15 protein-coding genes and 5 pseudogenes are annotated in these 21,237 nt (G+C 46.8%); 18 read left to right on the forward strand and 2 right to left on the reverse strand.

Annotated features, from left to right (window positions below; genetic code table 11):
- Positions 1 to 9: 9 nt before the first annotated feature.
- The 11 genes and pseudogenes from puuR (at position 10) to TZ48_RS13310 (ending at position 11,587) form a co-directional block, all read left to right on the forward strand.
- Positions 10 to 567, forward strand: coding sequence for an HTH-type transcriptional regulator PuuR (gene puuR / locus TZ48_RS13260; protein ID WP_042470741.1), 558 nt, complete (start codon positions 10 to 12; stop codon positions 565 to 567).
- Positions 568 to 593: 26 nt separating this feature from the next.
- The gene (locus TZ48_RS13265; RefSeq protein WP_112479497.1) at positions 594 to 2,078 is read left to right on the forward strand and encodes an aldehyde dehydrogenase; all 1,485 of its coding nucleotides are present in this window, start codon (positions 594 to 596) and stop codon (positions 2,076 to 2,078) included.
- 31 nt (positions 2,079 to 2,109) lie between these two features.
- A pseudogene (locus tag TZ48_RS13270) lies at positions 2,110 to 3,385 on the forward strand (NAD(P)/FAD-dependent oxidoreductase).
- A 93-nt stretch (positions 3,386 to 3,478) separates the two neighbouring features.
- A complete protein-coding gene (aguB, locus tag TZ48_RS13275) occupies positions 3,479 to 4,345 on the forward strand; it encodes an N-carbamoylputrescine amidase (RefSeq protein ID WP_112479498.1) in 867 nt (288 codons plus the stop codon).
- 11 nt (positions 4,346 to 4,356) lie between these two features.
- Positions 4,357 to 5,438: pseudogene (gene aguA, locus TZ48_RS13280) on the forward strand (agmatine deiminase).
- A gap of 81 nt (positions 5,439 to 5,519) precedes the next feature.
- The gene (locus TZ48_RS13285; RefSeq protein WP_112479499.1) at positions 5,520 to 6,947 is read left to right on the forward strand and encodes an NAD-dependent succinate-semialdehyde dehydrogenase; all 1,428 of its coding nucleotides are present in this window, start codon (positions 5,520 to 5,522) and stop codon (positions 6,945 to 6,947) included.
- 28 nt (positions 6,948 to 6,975) lie between these two features.
- Positions 6,976 to 8,251: pseudogene (gene gabT, locus TZ48_RS13290) on the forward strand (4-aminobutyrate--2-oxoglutarate transaminase).
- Positions 8,252 to 8,535: 284 nt separating this feature from the next.
- A pseudogene (manA, locus tag TZ48_RS13295) lies at positions 8,536 to 9,725 on the forward strand (mannose-6-phosphate isomerase, class I).
- A 172-nt stretch (positions 9,726 to 9,897) separates the two neighbouring features.
- Positions 9,898 to 10,449 (forward strand): GNAT family N-acetyltransferase, encoded by a 552-nt coding sequence (locus TZ48_RS13300; protein WP_112479500.1) that lies wholly within the window; start codon positions 9,898 to 9,900, stop codon positions 10,447 to 10,449.
- Positions 10,450 to 10,592: 143 nt separating this feature from the next.
- Positions 10,593 to 11,138, forward strand: coding sequence for a TIGR02594 family protein (locus tag TZ48_RS13305; RefSeq protein ID WP_112479501.1), 546 nt, complete (start codon positions 10,593 to 10,595; stop codon positions 11,136 to 11,138).
- Positions 11,135 to 11,587, forward strand: coding sequence for a hypothetical protein (locus TZ48_RS13310; RefSeq protein ID WP_239670852.1), 453 nt, complete (start codon positions 11,135 to 11,137; stop codon positions 11,585 to 11,587). Before TZ48_RS13305 ends, TZ48_RS13310 begins: the two co-directional genes overlap by 4 nt.
- Before the next feature lie 43 nt (positions 11,588 to 11,630).
- Here TZ48_RS13310 and TZ48_RS13315 read toward each other — a convergent pair whose 3' ends face one another.
- Together TZ48_RS13315 and TZ48_RS13320 are read right to left on the reverse strand one after the other, a co-directional pair.
- Positions 11,631 to 13,427, reverse strand: coding sequence for a choice-of-anchor I family protein (locus tag TZ48_RS13315; protein WP_112479503.1), 1,797 nt, complete (start codon positions 13,425 to 13,427; stop codon positions 11,631 to 11,633).
- A gap of 150 nt (positions 13,428 to 13,577) precedes the next feature.
- Positions 13,578 to 15,386: pseudogene (locus TZ48_RS13320) on the reverse strand (PLP-dependent transferase).
- Positions 15,387 to 15,518: 132 nt separating this feature from the next.
- Between TZ48_RS13320 and TZ48_RS13325 the strand changes: the two are divergent.
- From TZ48_RS13325 to TZ48_RS13355, 7 genes are all read left to right on the forward strand, one after another.
- Positions 15,519 to 15,974 (forward strand): Lrp/AsnC family transcriptional regulator, encoded by a 456-nt coding sequence (locus TZ48_RS13325; RefSeq protein ID WP_112479504.1) that lies wholly within the window; start codon positions 15,519 to 15,521, stop codon positions 15,972 to 15,974.
- 117 nt (positions 15,975 to 16,091) lie between these two features.
- Positions 16,092 to 16,616, forward strand: a complete 525-nt coding sequence (locus TZ48_RS13330; protein WP_112479505.1) for a cytochrome b — start codon at positions 16,092 to 16,094, stop codon at positions 16,614 to 16,616.
- Between the two features lie 335 nt (positions 16,617 to 16,951).
- Complete coding sequence (locus TZ48_RS13335) at positions 16,952 to 17,866, forward strand: sensor domain-containing diguanylate cyclase (RefSeq protein ID WP_112479506.1); 915 nt, start codon at positions 16,952 to 16,954, stop codon at positions 17,864 to 17,866.
- A 348-nt stretch (positions 17,867 to 18,214) separates the two neighbouring features.
- Positions 18,215 to 18,784, forward strand: a complete 570-nt coding sequence (locus TZ48_RS13340) for a DUF2959 domain-containing protein (protein WP_420822939.1) — start codon at positions 18,215 to 18,217, stop codon at positions 18,782 to 18,784.
- Positions 18,785 to 18,967: 183 nt separating this feature from the next.
- Positions 18,968 to 19,183, forward strand: a complete 216-nt coding sequence (locus TZ48_RS25135; RefSeq protein ID WP_239670862.1) for a hypothetical protein — start codon at positions 18,968 to 18,970, stop codon at positions 19,181 to 19,183.
- Position 19,184: 1 nt separating this feature from the next.
- Positions 19,185 to 20,027, forward strand: coding sequence for a beta-keto acid cleavage family enzyme (locus TZ48_RS13350; protein WP_112479508.1), 843 nt, complete (start codon positions 19,185 to 19,187; stop codon positions 20,025 to 20,027).
- 62 nt (positions 20,028 to 20,089) lie between these two features.
- A complete protein-coding gene (locus tag TZ48_RS13355) occupies positions 20,090 to 21,046 on the forward strand; it encodes a TAXI family TRAP transporter solute-binding subunit (protein ID WP_420822940.1) in 957 nt (318 codons plus the stop codon).
- Positions 21,047 to 21,237: the final 191 nt, after the last annotated feature.

A 21,237-nucleotide genomic window follows, 5' to 3' on the forward strand; every position in this document is an offset into this window, starting at 1 on the left:
GCTGAATGCATGGACAACCACCAAATTGGTAAAAATATTGCTCAACTAAGAAAAGAGCGCGGACTTTCACAACGAGAACTGGCAGAGCGAGCGGGCATTACACATAGCGCTATCTCATCCATTGAAAATGCCAAAGTGAGTCCTTCGGTGAGTTCTCTGCAAAAAATAGTGAACGTTTTTTCCTTGTCGCTCTCAGAGTTTTTTACTCTCGAGCAGCAAGAAAACAAAGAAGTAAAGGTTGTGATTAAGCCGGAAGACTTGATTGAAATCGGCAGTGAAACGGTATCAATGAAACTGGTTAACAACGGCAGCAACAAACAAGAAATTGGATTTTTGATAGAGGAATACGCTCCTAAAAGTACCACTGGAGCATCCAATATTAAGCATGACGGAGAGGAAGTCGGCACCGTATTGAGCGGTGAAGTCGAACTGGAGTACAACGGTGAAACCTATCTGATTAAAGAAGGCGAATCCTATGTCATCGACACGACTATCCCACACAAATTTACTAATTACTCCGATAAGGCTTGCAGAATGATAAGTGCTCATACACCAAAAGCATTCTAGCGCCTTGAGGTAACCAAGGAGAGCGTATGAAAACGCAACAACAATGGATTGAACAACGAGAAGCGCAGGTGATTGAACAGCGCGCTTTTCTTAACGGTGAATACACAGCCGCTGTCGATGAAACGACACTTGAAGTGGTCAACCCGGCCACTGATGAGATCATCGCGAACATCGCTCGCTGTAAATCTGCCGACGTCGATCTTGCCGTTGAATACGCGAAAAGAGCCTTTAAAACAGGTGAATGGAGCCAAAGCTCTCCAGCACACAGAAAATCTGTACTGACCAAGTTTGCTGATCTTATCGACGAGAACGTTGAAGCGTTGGCACTTCTTGAGACCCTTGATACGGGTAAACCTATTTCTCACAGTGTTTCTACAGACATTCCGGGGGCGGCTAAGTCCATTCGTTGGTACGCAGAGGCGATCGACAAGGTATATGGCGAAGTTGCTCCAACCGAAAAAGACGTCCACGCGTTCGTATCTCATCAAGCAATCGGTGTGGTAGCGGCTGTGGTTCCTTGGAACTTCCCTTTGTGGATTGGCTGTTGGAAACTCGGTCCTGCGCTGGCGGCAGGAAACAGCGTGATTCTTAAACCATCTGAAAAGTCCTCTTTGACGGCCATTTTCTTAGGCAAACTCGCGAATGAAGCGGGGATCCCTGCTGGCGTATTCCAAGTGATTACTGGCTTTGGTCATGAAGCGGGTGAAGCACTTGCTCGACACAACGGGGTTGATTGTATTGCCTTTACAGGCTCAACACGTGTCGCTGGTCATCTCATGATCGCATCTGGTGAAACTAACCTAAAACGCGTATGGGCAGAAGCGGGCGGTAAGAATGCCAATATTGTTTTTGAAGATTACGCCGACCTTGATGGCGCTGCTGCTGAAACAGCTGCAGGTTGTTTCTACAACCAAGGTGAAGTGTGCGTGGCGGCCACTCGACTGCTAGTGCATGAAAGCATCAAAGATGCCTTTATCGATAAAGTGATCAGTGCAGCACAACGTTTCATGCCTAAAGATCCAATGGATCCAACCTCTTCAATGGGCGCGCTGATTGACCGCGAGCACAAAGCCAAAGTATTGGATTACGTCAAACTTGGCGAGCAAGCCGGTGCGGTTGTGCGCTGCGGCGGCGATGTTGAAGGAAAAGGCGCGTTCGTCGAACCTATCATCCTAGATAATGTAAATAACCAAATGCGCGTTGCTCAAGAAGAGATTTTTGGCCCAGTACTTTGCGTTATTCCTTTCAAAACTGAACAAGAAGCCATTGCTATCGCCAACGACTCTCAATACGGTCTGGGCGCAGCGCTATGGAGTGACAACATCAATCGCGTACACCGAGTCGCTAAGCAATTAGAGGCTGGATCTGTGTGGGTGAACAACTACAACGAGGGCGATATGACCGTCCCATTCGGTGGATTCAAAATGAGTGGTAACGGACGCGATAAGTCCATCCATGCTATTGAAAAATTTACCGAAACCAAAACAACCTGGATTCGTCTCCACCGTTAAGCCCGAAGCCGTTATTACAAGGAATAGAATGATGAATAAACATACAGATTCATACTACGCTCACTCAATCTCAAATGTAAGTGAGTACCCACAACTGCAAGACAATATTGAATGTGATGTTTGCGTGGTTGGTGCCGGTTTCTCGGGCTTATCGTCAGCGCTGCATCTTGCTGAGAAAGGCTTCAAAGTTGTGGTACTTGAGAATGCCAAGGTTGGCTTTGGTGCGACAGGTCGTAACGGTGGTCAGATTGTAAATAGCTACAGCCGCGATGTGGATGTCATTGAAAGCCGATATGGCGCGAAGCAAGCGAAAGCGTTGTGCGACATGATCTTTGAGGGTGGCGACATCATTCGCGGCCTTATCGACAAGCACAACATCGATTGTGATTTCAAACAAGGCGGCATGTTCACCGCGCTGAACAACAAGCAAATGAAAGGGCTTGAAGAGCATAAAAAGCACTGGGAACGCTACGGCAACGATAAACTGAGTTTGCTTGATGCCAATGAAGTCGAAGCAGCAGTGGGCACAAAAGCTTACAAAGGCGCGCTACTGGATATGAGAGGTGGTCACATCCACCCACTAAAACTAGCGCTGGGAGAAGCGGCAGCCATCACCGCTCTCGGTGGTCAAATATTTGAGCAATCTGGCGTAACTCGCGTCGAAAAAGGCGTGAACCCTGTCGCTCACACAGAAAAAGGCAGCGTAAAAGCCAAGTACATTGTCCTAGCAGGCAATGCGTATCTAGGCGGCTTGGCACCAAATATCAGTAACAAAGCGATCCCTTGTGGTACCCAAGTAGTGGCAACCGAGCCGCTGTCAGAAGCGATGTTAAAAGATATCCTGCCATCAGACTACTGTGTCGAAGACTGTAACTATCTACTGGATTACTTCCGCCTAAGCGCCGACAAACGTTTGCTGTTTGGTGGTGGCGTAGTCTACGGCGCACGTGACCCAGAAAACATTGAAGCTTGATTCGACCTAAGATGGAAAAGATCTTCCCACAACTTAAAGGCATCGGCATTGATTACAAGTGGACGGGTAACTTCCTACTCACTTACTCTCGTATGCCACAGTTTGGCTCTTTTGCCGACAATATTTATTACCTTCAGGCTACAGCGGCCATGGTGTGACTTGTACGCACCTAGCAGGGAAACTGCTTGCTGAAGCGCTATCGGGTCACGCTGAACGCTTTGATGCTTTCGCCGACCTTACCCACGTCACGTTCCCTGGTGGTCGCCACTTCGCGATTCCGTTCACGGCGATGGGTGCGGCGTACTACAACTTACGCGACAAACTCGCAATCTAACCCCCAAGAAAGATACACCACTAGATAAAAAGAAGTGCCTGCAATGACGGGCACTCAGTCAGCCATTAGTTAAAAGAGATAAAGGAAGATCCTATGAGTAAAGTAGTTAAATTTGCTGCCCTTCAGTTGACCAAAACTTGGGACCTAGATGCAAACCTAGAAAAGATTAAAGGCGCGATTCGTGAAGCAGCAGCGAACGGTGCAAATGTGATTGTGCCTCAGGAGCTCATGGCTGCCCCTTATTTCTGTAAGAAACAAGAAGCGAAGTACTTTGAGCTTGCGGAAGAAACGGACAACTGTCGTCTGATTAAAGAACTGAGTGCATTGGCAAAAGAGTTGAATGTCGTTATCCCAGTGAGCTATTTCGAAAAAGCGGGCAACACCTTTTTCAACTCTCTTGTGATGATCGATGCCGATGGCACTGTGCTTGAGAACTACCGTAAGTCGCACATTCCAGATGGTCCTGGCTACAGCGAAAAGTACTACTTCAGCCCTGGCGATACCGGTTTTAAAGTGTGGAAAACGCAATTTGGTACCTTTGGTGCCGGTATTTGCTGGGATCAATGGTTCCCAGAGCTTGCTCGCAGCCTAGTGCTGAGTGGCGCAGAAGCTATTTTTTATCCAACAGCGATCGGCTCAGAGCCACAAGACCTATCATTAGACTCTAGAGATCATTGGCAACGTACGATGCAAGGCCACTCCGCGGCGAACCTAGTGCCGGTGATTGCTTCTAACCGTGTCGGTGTCGAAGCGGATGACGGCATTGAGACAACCTTCTATGGCTCATCATTCATCACAGATCATACTGGTGGTAAGCTTGCGGAAGCACCTCGTGAAGGTGAAACGATCATTTATGCGGAAATCGATCTTCAAGAAACCGCTAAAGCTCGCCACGCTTGGGGTCTGTTCCGTGACCGCCGCCCAGACCTATATCAAGATATTCTAAGCTTAGCGAAGTAGTGAGGTGACCGATGAAACTCACCACAACACCCAAACAAGATGGTTTCTTTTTTCCGGCTGAGTTTGAACCGGTAAGAGAAGTCTGGTTGGCTTGGCCTGAGCGCCGCGACAATTGGCGAGACAATGCCAAGCCAGCGCAGAGAACCTTTGCAAAGGTCGCTAATGCGATTGCTGATGTTGTCCCTGTATCTGTAGCAGTGAGTAGCGCTCAGTATGAGAAGGCTCGCGCGATGCTTGACCGCTCAGTAAAGCTGGTGGAGATGGCATTCAATGATTCTTGGATGCGAGATATTGGCCCAACGGTCGTGGTTAACGCGAAGGGTGACAGGCGCGGCGTGAGTTGGCAGTTCAATGCTTGGGGTGGTGAGTTCAATGGGCTTTATGATGACTGGAGTGATGACGATAACGTGGCGGCTGCCGTGTGCGATGTCATGGGCATTGACCATTACCGAGCGCCATTTGTCCTAGAAGGCGGCGCTATCCACACTGATGGTGAAGGGACGCTTTATACCACCGAGGAATGCTTGTTGAGCCCGGGACGTAATCCTTCCCTTTCTAAGGCTGAGATTGAAACCAAACTGAGCGAATATCTTGGTATAGAAAAAGTCGTATGGTTGCCAAAAGGTCTTTTCAACGACGAGACTGATGGTCATGTTGATAATCTTATTCATGTGGTTGCCCCGCTAAAGTGGTATTGAGTTGGACTGACGATCCGTTCGACCCGCAATATGCGTTATCCAGAGAGGCATTGGTTGCACTCAGCGCTCAAACCGATGCCAAGGGGCGCACGATTGAAGTGATTAAAGTGCCTTTGCCCGGTCCGTTGTTCTATTCCGATAAAGAAGCGTCGGGAGTTGAAGCGAGCGATGGGATGAACCGACAGGCTGGCGAGCGACTCAGTGCGTCTTACGCTAACTTTCTAATGGTCAATGGGCATATTTTCTTGCCTTTGCTTGATAGCGAGTTCGACAACATTGCTATTGAGATATTGGTCAAAGCACTGCCTGACTATGACATCATCGGTATACCGACACGAGAAGTACTGCTTGGCGGTGGCAATATTCACTGTATAACTCAGCAGATCCCGGCCTAGGGCTCTGTTTATAGACTCTCTCGATTTACAAACAAAATGGCGGCTCAATAGAAGCAAGCCATAGAAGCAAAAGGATTCACCATGCAGCAAATTGACAACAAAAGCCTATTGGCGTTTATGGTGACAGCAGCCGACAACGCTGTTGAAGTAACCAACCCTGCAACTAACGAGACGGTGGGCTTTGCGCCACGCTCAAGCGATGCAGAAGTCATGGACGCCATTGAGCGTGCACATGTGGCACAAAAAGAGTGGGCTAAGGTGCCTGCAAAAACACGTGCCGGTATGCTTAACCGTTGGTTTCAACTGATTCTAGATAACAAAGATGATCTTGCTCGAATCATGACGATGGAGCAAGGTAAACCACTCGCAGAAGCGGCGGGTGAAGTGCTGTATGGCGCGAGCTTTATTGAGTGGTTCGCGGAAGAAGCTAAACGTACTTATGGTGATACGATCCCAGGTCCAACGGCCGATAAGCGAGTCGTGACTATCAAGCAACCTATTGGTGTTGCTGTCGCTATCACCCCTTGGAACTTTCCTATCGCAATGATCACGCGTAAAGCAGGACCGGCTCTTGCTGCAGGCTGTAGCTTTGTAGTGAAACCATCTGATTCAACACCGCTCTCTGCGTTCGCGATTGTAGAACTGGCTTATCAAGCGGGCATTCCAAAAGACGCGTTGCAAGTCGTGCTGGGTGAAAGCTCACGAAAAATTGGGGCAATCTTCACATCGCACCCTCTGATCAGAAAACTCTCTTTCACCGGCTCTACTCAAGTGGGCAGTGTATTAATGGCGCAGTCTGCTAAAGATATCAAGCGCACGTCAATGGAGTTAGGTGGTAACGCGCCATTTATTGTTTTTGACGACGCCGATATTGATGCTGCGGTTCAAGGCGCAATGGCGTCTAAGTTCCGAAATGCAGGCCAAACGTGTGTTTGTGCAAACCGTTTCTATGTTCATAGCAAGGTTTACGACGAGTTTGTGGCCAAGTTCGATGCGGCTGTTCAGCAGCTTAAGATAGGTAACGGTCTAGATGAAGGCGTTAGCATTGGCCCTGTGATTAATGAAAGTGCAAAACAGGGCATCCAAGCACTGATTGATCGTGCTGTTGAGCAGGGCGCAATACCTGTCACACCGCTTAAATCTCTTGAAGGCAACTTTATGCAGCCAGTGGTGCTAAAAGAGGTGTCCCACAGTATGGATATCGTTCAAGAAGAGATCTTTGGTCCGGTTGCACCTGTGATTCGCTTCGAAACGGATGAAGAGCTGATCGAGATGGCTAACGACACCATTTACGGTCTAGCAAGCTACTTCTACAGCCAAAATATTCATCGTGTATGGAAAGTGGCGGAAGCACTGGAATATGGCATGGTCGGCATCAACGAAGGCATTATTTCTACTGAGGTTGCACCATTTGGTGGTGTGAAACAATCGGGTATTGGCCGTGAAGGCGCGAAGCAGGGTATCGACGAGTATATGGACGTTAAATATCTCTGCTTTGGTGGCAATTAATTAGCGATAACGAATAAAGGACTGAACAATGAAAAATCAACAACTGCACGAAAGAAGAAGCAAAGTTATCGCTCAGGGCATGGGCGCACTTTACCCACTGTATGTTGAGAAGGCAGAAAATGCGCATGTATGGGATGTCGATGGCAACAAATACATCGATTTCGCAGCAGGTATTGCGGTAACCAATACTGGCCACTCTCACCCACGCATTACAGAAGCGGTGAAAGCGCAGATTGAAAACTTCTCTCACACGTGTGCCATGGTGACACCATACGAATCGTTTGTGGAGCTGGCTGAAAAACTAACGGAGCTTGCTCCGGGTGACACCGAGAAGAAAGCGATCTTCCTGACCACAGGTGCCGAAGCGGTCGAAAACGCGGTGAAAGTGGCACGTGCTCATACAGGGCGAAGCGGCGTTATCGCTTTTAAAGGCGGTTTCCATGGCCGTACCAATATGACGATGGGTCTAACCGGTAAGGTAGCGCCTTATAAAGCGGGTTTTGGACCGTTCCCGAACGAGATCTTCCATGCGCCGTATCCGAATGCGTTCCATGGCATTAGCACTCAAGACAGCTTGCAAGCACTTGAAGATCTGTTTGCTTGTGACATCGAGCCTAGCCGTGTTGCGGCGATCATTTTTGAACCTGTACAAGGCGAGGGTGGTTTTTATCAAGCACCTCAAGACTTTGCTGAAGCGGTGCGTGCACTGTGTGATAAGCACGGTATCTTGTTGATCGCGGATGAGATCCAAACAGGTTTTGCCCGTACAGGCAAAAATGTTCGCAACCGAGCACATTGGTATTGAACCTGACTTGATGACGATGGCGAAAGGGATTGCGGGCGGTTTCCCAATCTCTGCAGTAGTCGGTAAAGCCCACGTCATGGATTCAGCGCTTCCTGGTGGCCTTGGTGGTACTTACGCGGGCTCTCCACTGGGTTGTATCGCGGGCTTGGAAGTGCTCAAGATCATCGAAGAAGAACAGTTGTGTGCTAAAGCTCAAGGTATCGGTGAAGTTGTTAATGCTCGAATGACTGCGTTGCAAAAGCAAGTTCCAGCAATTGGTGAAATCCGTACTATCGGCGCAATGATGGCGATTGAGTTTACCGACCCACAGACACAGCAGCCATTGCAGGATGTCACCAAAGCGGTGATTGCTAAAGCTCAAGAAAACGGTCTTATTTTGTTGTCGTGTGGCGTGAAGGCGAATGTGATTCGCTTATTGCCACCGCTAACCATAGAGTCAGAAGTGTTAGCAGAAGGCTTAGATAAGCTAGAAGCTATCATTTTAGACGTGGCGAAGTAATCCCCCTAGCTTGCCACAGATTTTTATCGCTCCGATAAAGTCTCTCCCTAAAAAAGCCCCCTCGATTCGAGCCCGAGGGGGCTTTTCTTTTTTCTGATCTTTTTGTCAATTTTTGATCTTGCCGAAAGTATTGATCATCTATCAATTTAAAACTATATAGTTTTAAATGTAGTTCTGTTAACTTATTTGGGTGGTCGGCATTCAGTTAGCAGATCTGGATCCTGATAGCGCTCTTTTGAACAAGTCCGCTATCAAGATCCCTTTGATGATTGGTTGGAATTTTCATGACGCAACAACATTTTTTACCTATGAGTAACGTTATCCAGGATTACCCATGGGGCAGTGAGACCTCGATTTCGACGCTATTTGGTATCGAGAATCCAGAACATAAACCGCAAGCCGAACTGTGGATGGGCGCGCACCCTAATGGCTGTTCACAGGTCTTCATCGACAATCACTTGGTCCGTCTCGACCAATGGGTGGCGGGCGACCCTGAGTCTATTCTTAGCCCTTCTGTACAGCAGCAATTTGGAGAGTTGCCATACTTGTTCAAAGTACTTGCGGCAGAAAATGCACTGTCAATTCAAGTGCATCCGAGCAAAGAACAAGCTGAAAAAGGTTATTTGTTGGAGCAGCAACATGGCTTGGCTTTAAACGCGGACTGTCGAAACTACAAAGATCCCAACCACAAACCAGAGTTGGTTTATGCTTTAACTCGCTACCAAGCATGAATGGCTTTAGGCCTCATGAAGAGATCCTAAAGCACTTCAATAGATTGGATATTTCGGAGTTGTCTGAGCTCGTCACTGAATACGGCTCAGAGCCGAACCCAGCAGGACTCGAGCAATTCTTTGTCGGACTGCTGAAGTTGGAGGGGGACATCAAATGCCGCGCCATTGACGCCCTATTAAGTTTTGCTAGCAATCAGCAAGGCGATGAGACATTTGAGCTTATTACTTGGTTAGCAGAGCGATACCCAGGTGATATCGGCTTATTCGCACCGCTCATCTTGCATGTTCTTACTTTGGAGCCAGGCCAGGCAATGTACCTAGATGCGTGTACTCCACATGCCTATTGCAAAGGGACAGGTCTTGAAATTATGGCGAACTCCGACAACGTGCTTCGTGCTGGCTTGACGCCAAAGCATATTGACGTTGCTGAGTTGGCTGCCTGCACAGTGTTTGAGCCAAAACGTCGTGAAGATTTGCTCTCGACTCCCCATCGCGAGAACGGCGCAGAACACTTTTTGGTGCCAGTAAAAGACTTTAAATTCAGCGTGTATGCGAATCAGCACCAACGTGAGCTTTTGGTGGAAACGCCAGAGATCTTGTTTGCACTCGATGAGCCAGTGCATTTAATGCATGAAAATGGCGAGGTCGCTGTGTTGGAGCGCGGACATTCTATGTTCATTCCGGCTTTTGCTAAGCGCTATTCGGTCAGTTGCCAAGGTAAGTTTGCGCGTGCCTACTGCTAGGCTTGAGAACAAAAACTGACGCAATATCGACAAATTGCTAGGGAGATCGCGAGAGATCTCCCTTTTTTATCCAATTTGTACAGAATGCAATCAGCATGGATTGCAATTTAGTTACAGATAACTAGTATGTAATTTAAGGAAATGTAAAAACTAAAGCACTAGGTACTGTAAAATGGAATTTAGAGTAGCAGAATATGCTGACTTTCAAAATGTAGCTCAATTACACGCATCGAGCTGGCAACACGCTTATAAGGGAATCATGCGCCAATCGTATCTTGATGATTCGGTTCTAGAAGATAAACAACTGATTTGGCAGACAAGGTTGCTCAATCCTCCTTTCAGTCAGCATGTCCTTGTCGCAGAAGACAATGGTGAGTTGGTAGGGTTTATTTGTCTTTTTGGCAATCATAATGTCGATTTCGGCACTATCATCGATAATCTACATGTCACGCCTCAAGCACAGCGTCGCGGTGTCGCTAAACAGCTTATCGTTCGTGCCGTCGAATGGGCGGAAAAGTTCTACCCGGACAATGGTATTTTTCTCGAGGTTCTGGCCGACAATGCCAATGCCATTCACTTCTATGAGTCGATCGGCGGCCATCAAGCCCTCAAACAACGCACAGAATCCCCTTGTGGTAAGTTTCTCGATGAATATCTCTACACTTGGAAGCGCCCAGTGGACTTGGGTGAAGGGTGCAAAATACCAGTATTCCATGAGTCATAGCCAAAATAGACAAGTTGTTAGTTGAAGTATTAGCACTTAATGTTTGGGCACGCTCTAAGCATTTTTATTTCAATTTGAAGAGACAGTGAGGTAAACGTACTTTGGATTTCAATTATTGATGATTCCTAAGTGGTTTACCTTCGATGTCAAAAAATAGTTCTGAAAACAAACTGAGCAACTTAGCTAAGTTCAAGTCTACACCATGGATGCTAACGGCATACGGTGAGTTGGGGCAGGCTGAAATTCGTGGAAAGCGAGCCAACCCGAAGATTATGAGGTACTTCTCAGCGTCAAGGTTTTGGGGAAAGGATGATTCAGGGGCTGAAAATGCTTGGTGTGCTTCATTTGTTGCATGGGTAATGAAACAACATGGGTATGAGCCTGTTGCTCACGCTTATCGCGCCTTGTCGTGGATGAGTTTTGGAAAAGCGGTCGACAAGCCAGTAATGGGTTCAATTGCTGTCAAGAAACGAGGTCGAGGTGGCGGGCATGTTGGTTTTGTCGTTGGGCAGAGCTCAACTGGAAAGTACCTGTTTATTTTAGGAGGAAATCAAGGCGATAGCGTTAGCATTGCGAGGTACCCGGCTAATATTTGGGAAGCTTTTGTTGTTCCAAGCAAATTTGACTTAAGCTTATCTAGTTTGCCTATATATACTCAATCAGCCAAGGTAGCGTCGTCGGAGGAATGATGACTCGTATTTCTTTTGGAAAATTTGCTCTCTTTATCGTATTTTCATTTTGTTCTAATGCTGCAAGTGCAAATGAGGTTATGGAGCAAGCATTGGAAAATTCAGTTCGTCAAGCTCCACTAACAGCAGTTATATCGAGAGTTTCCGTAGCCCGTGTTGGTTCAGATGATTCCGGTTGGGATGAGTATGAATACTATGCAGAGGTGCTTGAGCTTATTAATGGAGAAAGCCCGAAAGACATCAGATACTCTGTTTACGTTGAGGCTGGAGATGATGTTACGCTGGATAAAGCGCCAATACTCTTAAGTTTGTGCTCCGATGGAGAGACTTTTTATTCTCCGGGCGTTGGTACTATTTTCCCTGCATCTCAGTCTCTTATTAATCTCGCCCGCATCTATGCTCTAGATAATACGACTTTGTCTGAAGTTACTTTTGATATCTGTGAGTAAAACATGACCCCGACAGCTGTGAGCTTTGGGGTCATGTCAAATTCTAAAAATCTAGCCTAAATACAGAAGTCGTTCCGCTCACTTCGTTGCCTACCGCGATGAAGTGATGACCCTGCCTTGTAAAATACTTGATCGACTCAGGTCCAAGATCTCTGGCTTTCGGGTTATACGTGTCGTTCGTACAATCACCATCGTCTACTTGAGTGCAAACCGGTTGATTAAAGTCTCGATTGTTCACATAGGTGATAAATAGTGCCTGCTCTGGAACACTAACGTCATAAACCATAATACCGCCTTGTCGCTCTAAGCCAATAAAGGCGTAATGACGGCCATTAATAGAGGCGACTTCAATGGCTTCTGGCTCGATGCCTTTGTCATCACTACGATCATCGGCTGATGTGTTGTTGTCGTTAGTGCTGTTGAAGTTGGCTTCGTCGCTTATCAGTACAATGTTCGCGAACTCATCTCCGCTGTCGTAAACCGCTTTTCCCTGGTCATTCCAAATCGTGAAAGAACGAGCGCCAAAGGCTTGTACCTTTTCGTCAGCCTGCAGTGGACTGTTTGTTTTGATGACTTTAAGACGAGCAAGTTGTTTGTTGTCTTTGAGCGCTTTGGCAAGAGGGTGGTCATCAGCAACCTTGAGCTTTTTGCCGCGCACTTCATCCACATAAGCAATACAGAAATCTTGGTTGGACGCGTAATCCGCTGCTGACTGGTCTTCATCGCCATCCCATTGATAGCCAAGTTGGTCACACTGCTTCTGAGTGGTATCAAACCCATATTCACGGCCATCACCTTCGTTTGCGGTGACTATGTAGGTTTTACCATCCACTTGGTAACTAGTAATACTGTCAGGCATATAAAGCCCTTCTAGCATTGGGTAGCTTTGTAAGTTGCCAACCATCTTGTCTTTGTTGGATGCATCAAGCTGAGCAATTTCCCAGGATTTGCCACCAAGTCCGTAGATGCCAACTACGCGTTTTTGTTCAACGTCGATGGCCGCCAGCGCGTTGTTTTCTTGAAGTGCAACATATACTTGCCCGTTGTCCGCAAAGGTTAAGTATTCGGGTTCCAGATCTTGCGCAACGCTCGCTTTCGGGTGTGAGATTCGAACCTTGTCACTCAGTTCAGTATGTCTGGACTCACCTTGATTGAAGTCTCTAAAGTCGATTTGCGTCACCTCGGCATTGAGTGGGCCTTTGCCTAAATCGACAAGCGTGACTGAGCCTTCTGGATCGATGGAGTAATCTGAGTTTGGTTCACCCTCGTTGGCCGAGGCGATGTATCGCCCATCTCTAGAAAAGCTCACCATATCTGGAAGTGCGCCTGCTGGATAAGTAGTAATCAGCTCTAAAGTATCTGAACGGTATAATGCGATAAGACCCGCTTGCTGTTTATTCGCGTTTTCAATGGCAACCGCGACCAATCCTTGATGCACAGAAACGCTGTTTGCCGCACCAATAGCAATGCCTGACTGCGCTGCTGCCGAGTTAAGATCAATTTGTCCGGACAGAGTTGGTGCACTCGCTTCGTCAAGTGACATGACGTCAACAGTTTTGCCTTGAGCATTGACGACATACAGCTTGTCGGTGCAGCTATCGTAACTGACGATTTCAGCGGCAGAGCTAGCAAACGGCGCATCAGCCACAGAAGTCCCGACAATAGTAAGACCACTGACCGTCATCTCACTGGGTTGCGGCGCTGTTTGAGCCAGACATTGAATATTAAATTCTGTCACAGCCGAGAATGGCTGACTTGTGGATGTTGGTGTGCTTGAGGCGCAGCCCAGTAAACTGGCAGAAGCAATAGCCAGGGCAGATAGAGCGAGTGTGTGTTTCATGTTTCCTCCTTGAAAGTAGACTCGCCGACTTTAGAGAAGTGGTATGAAGGTTTTATGTCGTTAATGTAACTATCTGATTAAATAATATAATTGACAATAAAACAAAGCGAGAGCCAATGCTCTCGCTTATCTCGCCTCTGATAGTCGGAACTATCGCCTTAGTGTATTGAAGCTAGGTTGATTGCGAACGATTTTTTCATGAACCTGCGTGTAGGTTTGCAGATAGATGTCGTCTATTTGCTCGGCACTTGGGAAACTTTGTGAAAACTCGGGATGCTTATTATCAATAGATAAGCTTGCTGCCTCTATGATGTGGGCGATAAACATACGCGGATCTTCTAGCCAATAGAGAGCCGCATGGTGGTTGGCTTTATCCCTGCCTCGGATAGCGCCGAATCACTAAGCTCTGAGTGCGTGGTGAGTGCAGGGCATAGAGCAACGGTGTTGGTTTGCCCAAGGCTGACCTGCATGCCAATCGCAGGCTCTAGCATGTCAAAGAACTGTTTAAATACTTCCCGGTTGATGGGTGCTCGATTTCCATTTCCTTCCATGTCGATGGTAAATAGCGCTGCCGGTAACCCCAAATACATATTTTTCTGGCAGTGAAGGTAGTTATCGCTATCAGGGAGTGCAGGGCAAGAGACATTGATATCAGGATGCGCATCGAAGATCTTCGCTAGCGTTAGCGTGTTAATGGTTTTTTGAACCACACGCATCTCATAGGTTTTCATGCCGTTGAGTACTTCAAACGCTTTGTCCGCATCGAGGAACGCGCCCTTAATATAGTAAACGTTCCAAAACAGCGAGTTATTCCACTCAATGGTCACTTCATCGCCATTAGGTTTAGTGAATGGCACACTCTCACCTTTAGGGATAAACATGGTTTCGTTTCGACCGATTACTACACCGGCGGTCGTTGTCCCGGAGCCAGCAAGCTCCTTGGTATAGGAGTGAATGACGTAGTCGGGGCGCTCCATAACATCGTCACGTTTGAGAACAGGGTGTAGCATCGGCGTACCAACGGTTGAGTCGACAATCACATCCCAGCCGCGCGTGTGTGAAGCGCGGCTAATGGCTGCGACGTCCAGCACGTATCCGTGAGGGTTACAAGGCGATTCTAGGTAGACGTAGATGCGTTTGCCGTTTGCTATTCGGTCTGCGTATTTCTCCGTCACTTCATCTAAGCGTTTTGCGAAGTCGTCGCCAGAATAACCATCGACCCATTCAACCGCGATATTGAGATTCGACGGCTTAGCGAACCAATCTTCAAGCAATTGATACGAGCCGCCATAGATGTTTCGTGATGCCAGAACAATATCTTCATAGCCCAGCAAATGACTAAGTAAACCATCAATCGCTGCCATTCCAGAGTTGAAGTTCCAAGCAAGGTATTGGTTTGCTCGTTCACCCGCTTCTAAGTCGACCATATGATTTGCAAGCGCAATCGACGTTGGGTTGAGCAGCTTGAGTAGATATCGTGCAACGGCTCTTTGCCGTTAAATGCATCTTCAATCCACTCTGTACACGCGAAAAGATAGGTCGCGGTGCGAGTGATAACTGGGCTCGCAGAGAAGATCGCAGCCACATTGTCAAAAATAGGGTATGCCCTTTAGAGGCGAAGTTGCCATTGTTGGTGGCGATTGATTGATAAGTGGCGCGCATCGGGTTTTGCAAGTTATCTAGGATCTTGGCGATCTGGAATGACAAAAATCGTTTGGCATTAAACCAAGCAATACGATCGCTTTTGTCGAGATCAGATAAGCCTTCGACGGTGATTGCCCAAAGATCATGGGTCTTGTTGTTCGCTTTGTATAAGGTCGTTGCAAGCTCGACCAGCGACATTCCGTATTCACTGTTCGGATCGATTCCAAAATGCTGGGCTTGCTCAATTGCCAATGCCTCTGCTTGTTCGTGTTTGGTTGTTTTTCTTAGAGGGCTGAGTTGAGTCGAGGTATTCATATTTCCATCCTTTATTTTACCTCCTAAAAGTTTAGTATTATAAAAATGTTAATGATTGCGATGTGCTAACTAGTTACGGGTTTTGGCGCAATAATATTGCGTTTAATTGGTTAATTTTGAAGGAACCTGCCAATGGATGAGATTGATAAGAAGATATTGAAAGAGCTTCAAAGTAATGCTCGGCTAAGCAATCAAGAGCTTGCCGATCGCATCGCTCTTTCACCGTCTCCCTGCCTTCGCAGAGTACGGGCATTGGAGAAGCAGGGCATTATTCGTGGCTATCACGCGAGTGTCGATCAAGAGGCATGTGGTTTGCCAGTTAACGTCTTTGTGCTGGTTAAGCTTGAAAAGCCTAACGAGGATAATATGCGTGATTTTGAGCAGCACATTGAAGCAATGGACGAGGTTCTAGAGTGCTTTTTGATGACAGGGAATCACGACTATTTACTGCATGTGGTGAGTGGGTCACTGAAAACCTATGAGCAGTTTATTCGTCGTCAACTTACTCCGCTTCCCAATATTGCTTCTATTGAATCAAGCTTTGCATTCGGGCAAGTGAAGCGGAAGACGAAGCTTCCGATAAACTAGGTATCGGATCGTTGAACCGTCGAACCGGAAACTTTTACACAGCTTTACATTCCTGACTATCGCCTAACAATTGTAAATTCCTGATAATGTCCTTAGCTTTCTTAAGGAAAAATAATCATGTCAAAAAAACTATCAAAACCGACAATTGCTCTTCATTGGTTAACAGGGCTGACTTTTATCGGGATTTTTGTACTCGGTAAAGTTTTTGAATCGATGGAGCGTAGCCCAGAAAAATTCGAACTTTTGGGTATTCATAAATCACTGGGTGTCATCTTACTAGTGTTCGCCACTGCGCGCGTGGTTTGGCGATTCAAGGAGGGTGCTATAGAAAGCGCTGCACCTATGCCGAGATTGCAGGAAATCGCCGCGAAATCTATCCATCACTTACTTCTGCTGGGCACATTACTGATGCCGACCTCTGGCATTATGATGAGCATTGGTGGCGGACGAGGGATCGATGTATTTGGCTGGGTTCTTTATAGCAGGGGCGATAAGATCGAATGGCTTGGTTCGCTGGGCAGCAACCTACATGGTATTGGTGCGACGGTATTGATGGTTGCGGTTGCGTTACATGTGCTTGGTGCGATTAAACACCAAGTTATTGACAAAGATGGCACCTTGGCACGTATGTTTGGTCGATAGTTACATGTCAGCACGTAACAATTTTCGGGGCTAACTTTTCTCGCCTAGTAAGAAATGGCTTTGAATTATGATTCAAAGCCATTTTTTTATGTCTCAGCACTATGTTGGTCATAAGTGAATCAAATAGCTCACTTGGCTCTTTTCTGCGGAGTGGTTTTTTCCTCTTGCTAGTCCAGTGTTATGACGTTTTATAACATAAAATCAGGGAGTTACTGTCACAATTGTCAATAGTAATGATATGGTGCTAGGATGTCGTTTTGTAACACTATTGTTGGTTTAGTTATTAAAAGAGAGAGACATGCAGGATGCGTGTCAGTTGTTCTCATTGAGTGATAATGAAAAAAGCAGAAACCCTTCAAAGTATCTCTAGTAATCAAAGTCATGCACTGCTTAGTGCTCTTCCTTACAATGCGTTTGTATTTACCGAGCAAGGCGACTGTATTGAAGCGTTTGTCGGCAATGAAGCCACTGTCACGAGCTTTGATTACAAATCGCTGGTTGGATTAAGTCTAAAGCAGATGTTGTCTCCTGAGCTCGCTAAACGACTTCAAAATCACATCAATAAGGCAATCAAATCTGATCTGACCGAGACAATTATCCATCCTGTCAGCGCTGCAGATTTAGCGCCCGAGTTTCAGACCTTAACGGGGCCGAATGAGACGCTCTGGTTTGAAGGAAAAGCGACCCGAATCTCGCATTGGGAAGGGGAAGCCAGTGCGGTGATGTGGCTGAGCAGTGACATCACTTTGACCATTAGTCGAGAGCAAAAAATTAAAGCACTCATTGAAATGGATGCGCTAACTGGTGCTCGCAGTCGCCGTTCGTTGCTTAAAGATTTGCGTAGCGCGTTCAAAAACAAAGAGGCTTCGTCAGAGCCATACTCGCTACTTTATATAGAAGTACGTGACTACCCAACCTACAAAAAAGACTATGGATTGGTGAGAAGTGAAAATCTGCTCAAGCAGTTGAGTGATTTTTTCCAGCAACACCTCAATTCGTCAAGCAAACTGTATCGCTTTGAAGGCAGTGACTTTGTCGCCATATTGCCAGATACACCTTACGAAGTTGCCTGCAGTATGGCGAAAAAATTGACTGAAAAACTGATCAACACCGAGATAGAAATCGGGCACCACGCCCTCACTATTCCAATTGATGTGGGCGTGGCGGAAAGCCATTCACACTCAGCAAGTCGTCCGCTGGACGTCCTCTACCGTGCGAACGAAAATGTCGGCAAGTATCACTTGAGTTAGAGCTTCGTGACAAGCTTTTGTAAAAGCTGGATCATGGTCGCTTGTTCTTTATCGGTAAGCGACGCAAGAAGCGGTTGATTCACTTCGAGAGGCAAGTTGATCACTTCTTTCGTCATGTGCAGAAGTCGAGATAGAAATTCATTAGATTGAAGCGGAATGCGTATCGAGTGCCACTTTTCTAAGGGATACTGAAGAAGTCTAGCTTCTGAACTTGTCACTCCTATGACTTGCCATTTATAGTTAACCTGTCAAACATACCGAAAAGGAATGGAAACAATGCGTTGGATGTTAATTGGAGCCTTGGCAGTAGGTGGTTTAGTAGGCTGCCAATCAACTTATTACTCTGCAATGGAGCAAGTTGGTTATCACAAACGCGATATTATGGTGACTCGGGTTGAGGATGCCAAAGAGTCTCAGCAGGAAGCGCAAGAGGAATTTACGAGCGCGCTGGAGGCTGTATCCGCCCTGAGTGGGTTTGATGGCGGTGATTTGGAAAAAGTGTACAACGACATCAACGACAAATACGAAGACAGTGAAAAGGCTGCGGAAGAGGTGCGCGATCGCATTTCGGCAGTAGAGGATGTCTCTGAAGCGTTGTTCGAAGAGTGGCAAGCTGAGCTTGAGCAATACACGAGTGCTAAGCTGCGCCGCTCGAGTGAGCAGAAGCTAAAGGATACTCGAGCTTCTTATCAAACCATGTTGAAAGCAATGAAGCGAGCAGAGCAGAAGATGACACCTGTATTGAATACATTGCGTGACAACACCCTCTATCTCAAACACAACCTTAACGCGAGTGCGATTGGCTCGTTACAAGGTGAGTTAATCAGCCTTGAGAATGACATTCAGGTGGCGATCAGTCAGATGAACGCCGCGATTGAGGAGTCGGATAAGTTTATTGGTAAGCTTAATAACCAATAGCGAGTGTAAAGCAACGATACTATTTATTTAGCCTCCATAAATCTGGGGGCTTTTTCATTCTGCGCTTAAATTGTATTTTCAAGAATCCCGTCACATCCATTTCTTCTGTTTAAGTTTGTAAAACCCCTTAAAGCAAACAACTATTAACGAATAACTCACCATATCTGAGGGGAACCATGAGCAGTGTATTTCATCGCAGTTGTCGCAGAGCCTGTTGTTGGGGCAACCGCTGGTGCGGTACCAGCAACTGCGGGGTATTTGCAGCGCATTCGAGAGATATGCGACCGATACGATGTGCTGCTGGCGCCGCCTTTTATTATCTCGGATGCTGAGTTAGACGAGCTTGTGGCTAAGCTAGATGTTTCGCTTGGTTTAGCCGCTCGGAAATGGAGGCAATAGCATGACGGAACCGATGTTTTCAGAGTCGGCGATCATTGTTGCACCAAATGGCGCACGCAAGACTCAACGGGATCACCCGAACCTACCAATGGATCAGCGGAGCATCGTTGATGAGGTGATCGCGTGTCGAGATGCTGGAGCGGCGATGGTGCATTTGCATGCTCGTGACAAACATGGTCGGCACTCGCTTGAGCTTGACGATAACCTCCCCCTCTACCGAAAGCTCAAGGAGCGGGTTGGTGATACGCTTCTAGTTCAGTTGACCACGGAAGCTGTCGGTCTGTACCTTCCGGAGCAGCAGCAGGCATTAATAAAAGCAATCAAACCGGAAGCGGCGTCTTTTGCACTTCGAGAGCTTATTCCTGACGAGCAGCACCTAACATCGGCGAGTCGCTTTTTTCACTGGGTCGCAGAGCAAGGCATTATTTCGCAATATATTCTCTATGACGAACAAGACTTGCAGCGCTATTTGCGATGGCTATCGCGTGGATTGTTGCCCAATTACCACCATCATTTGTTATTAGTATTAGGGCGCTATCGCGAAGGGCAGTTGGCACATCCTCAAGATCTCGCTGCTATGTTGGGATCACAATTATTTGAACTGGATCACCGTTGGGCGGTGTGTGCCTTTGGTCATTTTGAACACAATTGCTTGACGGCTGCTATGCTTATGGGAGCTGATGTACGAGTAGGGTTTGAAAATAATCATTATGACAATCAAGGTGCTATCGCGGATAGCAATGCTGTTTTAGTGACTCAACTTGTCGATACGGCGACAGCGCTCAACATCAAACCGATGACAACAGAAAGATTAAAAAACCATCTCACTTCGACCGGTAGTTAAGGATTACACCGGTCAGGATACCTACGACAGGAAAAGGAATAATTATGACCAAAATAAAGACCATGTTAACCGTATCTGCTGTTTGTATGGCAATGGGCGGCGCTACCCTCGCGCACGCTGAAGACCAATTTGTCACAATTGGTACTGGTGGCGTAACAGGTGTCTATTATCCTACTGGAGGGGCGATTTGCCGACTGGTAAATAAAGATCGTAAAGACCACTCGATTCGCTGCTCTGTAGAAAGTACAGGCGGCTCTATCTACAACATTAACACCATTCGAGCAGGTGAGTTGGACTTAGGTATCGCGCAATCAGACTGGCAATATCATGCTTACAATGGCACCAGTAAATTTGCTGAGGCCGGCCCTTACAAAGAGCTTCGCGCCGTGTTCTCTATTCACCCAGAACCGTTTACCGTTGTGGCACGTACTGACTCAGGTATTGAGAAGTTTGAAGACCTAAAAGGCAAACGAGTGAACATCGGTAACCCAGGTTCGGGCCAACGCGGTACGATGGAAGTACTGATGGATGGCTACGGTTGGGGCATGGATGTATTCAAACTGACTTCTGAGCTGAAAGCTTCTGAGCAATCCAAAGCGCTTTGTGACAATAAAATCGATGCAATGATCTATACCGTTGGTCACCCTAGTGGCGCTATCAAAGAAGCAACAACCTCTTGTGATAGTAAGCTAGTAACCGTTGACGGCTCTGTAGTTGACAAGTTGGTGGCAGATAACAGTTTCTATCGTGTTGCTACAGTGCCTGGTGGCATGTACAAAGGCAACCCTGAGGACACGATGACTTTCGGTGTCGGTGCGACATTTGTTTCATCTACCGCAGTACCAGAAGATGTGGTGTATAACATCGTTAAGTCAGTGTTTGAAAACTTTGATGACTTCAAGCGTTTACACCCAGCGTTTGCGAACCTGAAGAAAGAAGAGATGATCAAAGATGGCCTATCGGCGCCACTACACCCAGGTGCTGAGAAATACTATAAAGAAGTGGGTCTACTTAAATAGCCAAATGGCTGATAAAAGTTCAAACCCAACGCAATAGCGTTGGGTTTGTTGCTTTTGGGGGAAGCAAAAAAAGAGGCAATACAAAACGGTATTGCCCCGAGTTACACACATAACACAAGTTCTAGGTGCTTAAGGCCAAATCATAATGCGCCTAGTTGCGTTTGTTTTTGTTAGTAAACCGTGAGCGAAAT

This window comes from Vibrio variabilis (assembly GCF_003263785.1).
Classification (GTDB): Bacteria; Pseudomonadota; Gammaproteobacteria; order Enterobacterales; family Vibrionaceae; genus Vibrio; species Vibrio variabilis.